Origin of the sequence: Actinosynnema sp. NPDC059797 (assembly GCF_042732085.1) — a bacterium.
Classification (GTDB): Bacteria; Actinomycetota; Actinomycetes; order Mycobacteriales; family Pseudonocardiaceae; genus Actinosynnema.
On the sequence record NZ_JBHWIE010000352.1, the window covers coordinates 1 to 7,164 of the forward strand.

Sequence of the window (7,164 nt, forward strand, 5' to 3'; positions counted from 1 at the left end):
ATGTAGAAGAACCCGATGAGGTGGCCGCTGGTGGACTCCATCGGGTGATACCAGAACGTGTAGACCGCGGCCCAGCTGAACAGGTAGCCGTGGTACCGCCGCACGAACCCCACGACGTCGGCCGCGATCGGCGCGGGACGGCCGAAGAACAGCCCGCGTCGCCGGTTCTCCATCAGCAGCACGGCCACCAGCAGCAGCACCACGGAACCCTGCGAGCTGAAGATCGACACGTCCTGGGCGATGCCGTCGTAGAACACCTGGGTCTGGAGGGCGTGCAGGGCGATGAACCCGCCGTTGACGGCGAGCGCGACGACGTTCACCCGGTGCAGGCCGGTGGTGTAGCGGCGGACCCGCGTCTGCGCGTAGTAGATGAGGCCCCACGACACGACCTGGTGCGCCACGTACCCGGCCCACGCCGACGCGCGCGTCCAGGACGTGGGCTCCGGCAGCTTCCAGTAGTACCAGGAGGCACCCTGGTCGGGCAGCAGGGCGACCCCGTGCAGCCGCTGCCCGAGCAGCCACACCAGGCCGGTCAGGGCGAAGCTCCCGACCACCCCCCACACCAGCAGCCGACTGCGACCCCGCACAACGTTCAGCATGCTGAGCATCATGGCAAACGGTCAGCAAGCTGAACGATTCGCCTCCCGGGGGCGCCCGTCCGGACCGCTCTGCGAAGATGGTCGGATGGGCCGAGGGGACGAACGGGAGGTGTCGCACCGGCCGGACCAGGTGCGCTCCGACGTCGACTCCTGGCCGACCGGGCGACTGCTGTCGGTGGCCGCGCGCGTCGTGGAGAGCCGGTTCGACGAGGTGCTGAACGGGCTGGGCCTCACGCACGCGGGCCTGATCGCGCTGCACCACCTCGCCGACGGCCCGCTGGCCCAGCGCGAGCTGGCGACGCTGTGCAAGGTGACCGACCAGACGATGAGCCGCACCATCGACCGCCTGGACCGCTCCGGGCACGTCACCCGCCGCCCCGACACCCGGGACCGCCGCCGCACGCTGGTCGAGATCACCCCGCCGGGCCGGGACGTGCTGGCCGTCGCCCGCCGCGAGGAGCAGGAGTCCGAGTCGCTGCTCGGCGCGGTGGACGACTACGACCACTTCCGCCGCCAGCTGATCACCCTGATCGCCGCGGCGACCCGGTCCCGCTGAGACCGCCCCGGGCCTACACCAGCGGCGTGCTCGGCTCGACGCCGCACAGCGCGCGGCCGTAGTGCTCGATGCCGGTGGTCGGGGTCAGGACCGCGTGCGTGGCCAGCGCCTGGACGTCCCTGGCGATCCGGTGGATGGGCAGCTTCGTGGTGATGCCCGACGCCCCCGAACCCAGGCGCAGCGCCTCGACCGCCTCGGTGCAGAGCCTCGTCACGTAGGCGACCTGGCCCCAGACCCTGGCCCGGTCGTCGCGGTCGCACCCCGCGCCGGTGGCGACGCGCTCGTCGAGCAGGTCGGCGGCCTGCTCGGCCAGCAGGCGGGCGGAGTCGATCTTCATCCGGGACTCGGCGACCTGGAGGTGGGTGACCGCGGCGTCGCGGTGGAGGACGGGGCCCGAGTAGGCGACCTGGCCGCGGTGGGGCAGCCGCTCCAGGTAGAACTCGTACGCCGCCTCAGCCATGCCGACGAAGGCCGCGGCGGCGCTGGTGAGCAGGTAGGGGAGCGGCGGGTGGCGGAAGAACGGCGAGCCCGCGTTGCGCTCGCTGCGGTGCTCCTGGTCGAGCAGCCGCGACGCCTCGATCACGTGCCGGTGCGGCACGAAGACGTCCCGGCCGGACGCCGTGTTGCTGCCGGTGCCCTCCAAACCGCTGACGTACCAGTCGTCCTCGATGGTCAGCTCGCGCGCGGGGATGATGAACTGCGCCAACCCGCCACCCTCGACGACGGCCGGCTGGAGCATGTACGAGGCGTCCAGGCACCCGCTGTTGAACGGCCAGCGGCCGGACACGAGGTACCCGCCGTCGACCGGCACCGCCCGCCCCGGCGCGGCCAGGGTGGTGCAGTGGAAGGCCTCCGGGTCGGCGAAGACCTCCTCCTGCACCTCGTCGGGGAACTTCGCGTACAGGAAGACGGAGTCCAGGTAGATGATCGAGACCCAGGCGGTGGAGCCGCAGCCCCGGCTGACCTCGGTGATCGCCGCGAACTTCGTGCGCACGTCGCACTCCAGGCCGCCCAGGTGACGGGGCAGGGCCACGCGGAACAGGCCGGTCTCGCGCAGGGCGTCCAGGTTCTCGCGGGGGACGCGGCGGTCGGCGGTGCAGCGCGCGGCGTTGGACCGGAGCAGGGGGATGAGGGCGCGCACTCGTTCGACGAGATCGGACATGGTGTTCCCCCGTGCTCGTGACCCGGCCTTTCGTCAAACCCACTGTGCCACAGGAGATCAACGGTTCCGGGCGCTCGCGGGACAAGCACTCGAACGAGGACCAGGCACTCACCGCCAGTGCCGCACGGTGCCGCGCCACTGGGCCGATCGGGCTGACCGGAACCCCGCGCGGGGGAACGCACGCCGCCGCGCCGGCTCGACGCCGCCGGGACCATCCGCCGCCCGCCTGCCGCCTACGGTCCGCCGCCATACGCCGCCCGCCGCCGCCCACCAGCCGCCGCCCGCCGCTCTTCGCCACCGCCCTTCACCGCCCGCCGCCCGGCGCCATCCGCCGACCGCCGTCCTCCACTGCCTGCCGGCCGGCGCCACCTGCCGGCCGGCAGTTCCCGATCACCCCACCGGCAGCGCCGTGCAGGGCGCTCCACCGCACACGTCCACCACCACCCCGGTGGTCAGGAAAACCGCCTTCTGCCGGCGCGCGTCAGCGGACGAGCGCGGGTCGGAGTGCGGGTCGCGGCCGTACTCCGGTTCGGTCGGCGGCGTGTTCGTGGTCGGCGGTGCGGGCGTGCCGCTGTCCCACACCACCATCGCCGAACCGGCGTGCGGCAGCGGCGCGGGCTCGATGCCCCAGTGCGGCACGCGGTCCGGGCTGCGGCCGGGCGCCAGGGCCGGTGCGACCAGGCGGGCGCCGATCGTGCGCGCCTGCACGTCCGCCGCGACGTTCGCGACCTGGTGGTCGCCGAACGCGATGTGCATCAGCACGCGGCGGTCGCCGAGCCGGTTGGCGTAGCCGTTGGTCTCGCCCCGGTCCCACAGCAGTTGCAACAGCTGGATGACGACCTGCTGGCGCAGCCGGTCCGGGTAGGACAGGTCCAGCACCCGGTGGAACGGCGCGAAATCGCTGCTGCGGTTGAGCAGCAGGCCGTAGTTCATGCCGGTGACGCCGAGGACCGCGGCGCCGAGGTCCGGCGAGGCCGCGACCAGCGCGCCGCCCAGGATGCCGCCCTGGCTGTTGCCGTCGAAGACCAGCGGGCGGGTGGTGTCCACCAGCGGGCGGCCGTCGTCGGTGCGGAACGCCTGGTGCGCGACCAGCCCTTCCGGGTGCGCCAGCGCCCGGCCCAGGAAGATCGCGTTGAGCACGCCCTGCTGCGAGCGCTCGGGGATCGCGGCGAACAGGTTCACGTCGGCCAGCGCGGCCAGCACCACCGGGATGTCGTCCTGCGCCATGCCGATCCAGTCGGTGGCGCAGAAGGTGAACCCGTGCTCGGCGGCCATCGCCTTCACGTTGCCCGCGCCCACCTCCGAGCGCGAGCCCAGCAACCCGTGGCCGTACAGGGCGGGCCACGACGGCCGGGTGAACGCCGACCTCGGCACCTCGCAGCGGAACCCCGCCTCGATCGAGCCGAACAGGGAGCGGCGCGGCGTGCCGTCCGCGTCGCGCCGGAGCACCGAACCGGGCAGGCCGCCGGGCAGCGCCAGGTAGCTCGGCACGGTGACCCGGCCGGTGACCTCGCGGGCGATGCGCGCGTCCTGCTCGGGCGTGAAGTCGGTGACCCCGGTGACGGTCGACGCCGGCGCCCGCGACCCCAGGGCGCGCAGGGCGTCGTCGCGGATGGTGAACAGGTCGCGGGTCAGGCCGTGCGTGCTCGCGACCGTGAAGTCCCACGCCAGGTGCAGGGAGAGCGGGTCGAGGCCGTGCGCCGCGAGCGCCGCCAGGGCGGGCCGGAGCTGCCGCTGCCGCGCGGCCAGCGGGTCGTGGTCGGGCAGCGGCGCCCCGGCGATCCGCGCGTACGCGGCGTTCGGCGCGATCGGACCGCCGGCGGCGTCCCTCAGGCCCCGCAGCGCCACGACGTACCGGTGCCCGTCGCGGAAGTTGCGGGCGGGGTGGACCAGCAGCGCCCGGCCCTGCGGGTCGTTGGTGTCGACCTCAGCCCAGTGCGGCCACCGCTCGCCGGTCGCCGCGTCCAGCAGCACGACGGGCGAGTCCGCGTCGAGCGAGCGGCCGATGTCGGTGACCGGGGCCATCCCGGTCGCCACCGGGTCGAGGCCCGGCACGTGGACGATCAGCGCGGAGCCGGGGGAGAAACCGTCCGCCCGGTTCCACGGCGTCGGGTCCACCGCGCTGCCCAGGGCGTTGCGCGGCAGCACGTCCCGGGTGAGCGCGAGCCGCCGCCCGGTCGGCGTGGTCGGGTCGGGCCGGGTGTGCCAGTCGCTGGGGAAGGGCAGCAGGCACTCGGAGCCGCCGCCGAGCGGGTCGCAGCCGCCGGGCTGGGCGGCGGGCAGGGCGGCGGCGACCGGCGCGGGCGCGACGACGGCGAGGGAGAGCAGGGCGATGACCAGGGTCAGCCTCACGTCACGCCCCCAGGTGGCCGGCGACGATCCGGGCGTAGTTCGCCTCACCGCGCGCGTTGGGGTGCAGCGGCGCGGCGAGGTCGGTCGGCACGTACCCCTCGACCCACTTGTCCGCGGGGAGTTGGCACGCGTCGTGCCCGGCGCTCGGCGTCCTCAGGTCGACGTACTCCGCGCCGTGCGCCGCGCTCTGCTCGGCGATGACCAGGTTGAGCCGGTCCACGCCGCCCTGGAGGAAGTCGGCGTCCGCCGGCAGGACCGGCTGGAACGGCCAGCAGCCGCCGGGCTTGATGTAGAGGCCGTAGCCGGTGGTGATCACGCGAGCCTGCGGCGACCGCGCGCGGATGCCGTCCAGGGCGGCGGCCAGCCTGGGCCCGAACTCGGCCAGGCGCTGGGCGAGGCGCGCCTCGTGCTCGCCCCGGCACGGCGTGGCCGCGGGGTCGAGCCGCACGCAGTCCTCGGCGATGCCGACCAGGCCCACATCGTTGCCGCCCATGGTCAACGTGACCAGGTCGGTGTCCGGGCGCAGCGCGTCGAACTGCGGCGGCGCGGTGCCGGCGGGCAGGCCGAGCAGCGACAGCTCCTGGGGCTGTGCCAGGTGCCTGGTCGACGCGCCGCCGCACGTCACGTCGGTCAGCGACGCGCCGAGCCGGGCCGCCAGCTCGTGCGGGTAGTTGCGCGTGGACCGGCCGCAGGCCGGCGGACCGGTCGGGATGGGGATCAGCGGTCCGGACGCCGCGGAGTCGCCGAGCGCGACGTACGACAGGGGTTCCGCGGCCGCGGCGGGCGACCAGGGCGACGCCACCGGTAAGACCAGGGCGACCACCCCCGTGGCGGCGGACAGGGCGCGGCGAAGGCGGGCGTTCACGGGTGACCTCCGGGTGCGGGTGTGATCGGCGTCACTGCCACCTCGCAGCGTGCCGCACGCCGGGCGGTCCTGACCACCGCCCCGGGGAATTTCACCCTGCGCGCCGAACGCGAAAGGCGGGGAGAACACCGTCTCCCCGCCACCTTCAACTTATAGCGCACAGGGGGTCTTGCGGCAAGACCGGGGTGCTGTCGCAGAATGTGCGGCCGAAGCCACGACCTGCGTGAATCAGGAATTCGCGACGTAAGCGAACTCGGCCGGAACACCCAAGAAGACCGGCCGGAAAAAACCAATGAATGGGCGGTTCATGTTCGACGTGATCATCGCCGGTGGCGGGCCGACCGGCCTGATGCTGGCCGGCGAGCTGCGGCTGCACGACGTGCGGGTGCTCGTGCTGGAGCGGGAGGCGGAGCCGACCGAGGTGGTCCGCTCGCTCGGCCTGCACGTGCGCAGCATCGAGGTGATGGACCAGCGCGGCCTGCTGGACCGGTTCCTCGCGCACGGCAAGAAGCACCCGATCGGTGGTTTCGCCGCCATCCCCACCTCGCCGCCCGAGCGGCTGGACACCACGCACCCCTACGTCCTCGGCATCCCGCAGCCGACCACCGACCGCCTGCTCGCCGAACGCGCCGTCGAGGTCGGCGCCGAGATCCGGCGCGGCTGCGAGCTGGTCGGGCTGAGCCAGGACGACGACGGGGTGACCGCCGAGCTGGCCGACGGCACCCGGCTGCGCTCGCGCTACCTCGTCGGCTGCGACGGCGGTCGCAGCACGGTGCGCAAGCTGCTCGGGATCGACTTCCCCGGCGAGCCGACCAGGGTCGAGACGCTGCTGGGCGAGATGCAGGTGACCACGCCGCTCGACGAGGTGGCGGCGGTGGTGACCGAGATCCGCAAGACCGAGAAGCGGTTCGGCGTCGGTCCCGTCGGGAACGGGGCGTGCCGCGTCGTCGTGCCCGCCGACGGGGTGGCCGAGGACCGCGCCGCCCCGCCGACGCTGGAGGACTTCCGGCGCCGACTGCGGGCGGTCGCCGGCACCGACTTCGGCGTGCACTCGCCGCGCTGGCTGTCCCGCTTCGGCGACGGCACCCGGCTGGCCGAGCGCTACCGGGCCGACCGGGTGCTGCTGGCCGGCGACGCGGTCCACGTCCACCCGCCGACCGGCGGCCAGGGCCTCAACCTCGGCCTCCAGGACGCGTTCAACCTGGGCTGGAAGCTGGCCGCCGAGGTCCGCGGCTGGGCGCCGGACGGGCTGCTGGACACCTACGAGGCCGAACGGCGCCCGGTGGCCGTCTCCGTGCTGGACAACACCCGCGCGCAGATGGAGCTGCTGTCCACCGAGCCGGGGCCGCAGGCGGTGCGGCGGCTGCTGGTGGAGCTGGTGGAACTCGAGGAGGTGAAGCGGTACCTGGTCGAGAAGGTCGTCGCGATCGACATCCGCTACGACTTCGGCGAGGGCCACGACCTGCTCGGCAGGCGGCTGCGGGACGTGGCGCTCGGGCGGGGGCGCCTCTACGAGCTGACGCGCGGCGGGCGCGGGCTGCTGCTCGACCAGACCGGCGGCCTCTCGGTCGAGGGGTGGGCGGACCGGGTGGACCACGTCGTCGACGTCAGCGAGGAGCTGGACGTGCCG

At 74.1% G+C, this 7,164-nt stretch carries 6 protein-coding genes; 2 read left to right on the forward strand and 4 right to left on the reverse strand.

The annotated features are described in order from the left end of the window. Positions 1–599 (reverse strand): hypothetical protein (locus tag ACFV4N_RS36790; RefSeq protein ID WP_499677287.1); only part of this gene is annotated, 599 nt, incomplete at its 3' end. Positions 600–684: 85 nt separating this feature from the next. On the opposite strand from ACFV4N_RS36790, the gene ACFV4N_RS36795 reads away from it, so the two are divergent. Further along, positions 685–1,155 (forward strand): MarR family winged helix-turn-helix transcriptional regulator, encoded by a 471-nt coding sequence (locus ACFV4N_RS36795; RefSeq protein ID WP_499677288.1) that lies wholly within the window; start codon positions 685–687, stop codon positions 1,153–1,155. 13 nt (positions 1,156–1,168) lie between these two features. Here ACFV4N_RS36795 and ACFV4N_RS36800 read toward each other — a convergent pair whose 3' ends face one another. From ACFV4N_RS36800 to ACFV4N_RS36810, 3 genes are all read right to left on the reverse strand, one after another. Then, positions 1,169–2,317 carry an acyl-CoA dehydrogenase family protein gene (locus tag ACFV4N_RS36800; protein WP_499677289.1) on the reverse strand — a complete coding sequence of 383 codons (1,149 nt, stop codon included), beginning with the start codon at positions 2,315–2,317 and terminating at the stop codon, positions 1,169–1,171. A gap of 390 nt (positions 2,318–2,707) precedes the next feature. Further along, entirely contained in the window at positions 2,708–4,669 is a 1,962-nt protein-coding gene (locus ACFV4N_RS36805) for a hypothetical protein (RefSeq protein ID WP_499677290.1), read from the reverse strand. A gap of 1 nt (position 4,670) precedes the next feature. Then, positions 4,671–5,534 carry an SGNH/GDSL hydrolase family protein gene (locus ACFV4N_RS36810; RefSeq protein ID WP_499677291.1) on the reverse strand — a complete coding sequence of 288 codons (864 nt, stop codon included), beginning with the start codon at positions 5,532–5,534 and terminating at the stop codon, positions 4,671–4,673. A 307-nt stretch (positions 5,535–5,841) separates the two neighbouring features. Here ACFV4N_RS36810 and rox point away from each other — a divergent pair. Further along, on the forward strand, positions 5,842–7,164 hold a 1,323-nt coding region (gene rox / locus ACFV4N_RS36815; protein ID WP_499677292.1), incomplete at its 3' end, for a rifampin monooxygenase.

Excerpts from the sequence above, each read along its gene's own strand:
- ACFV4N_RS36795 (WP_499677288.1), top strand. The coding sequence starts at position 685 with ATGGGCCGAGGGGACGAACGGGAGGTGTCGCACCGGCCGGACCAGGTG.
- ACFV4N_RS36800 (WP_499677289.1), bottom strand. The coding sequence starts at position 2,317 with ATGTCCGATCTCGTCGAACGAGTGCGCGCCCTCATCCCCCTGCTCCGG.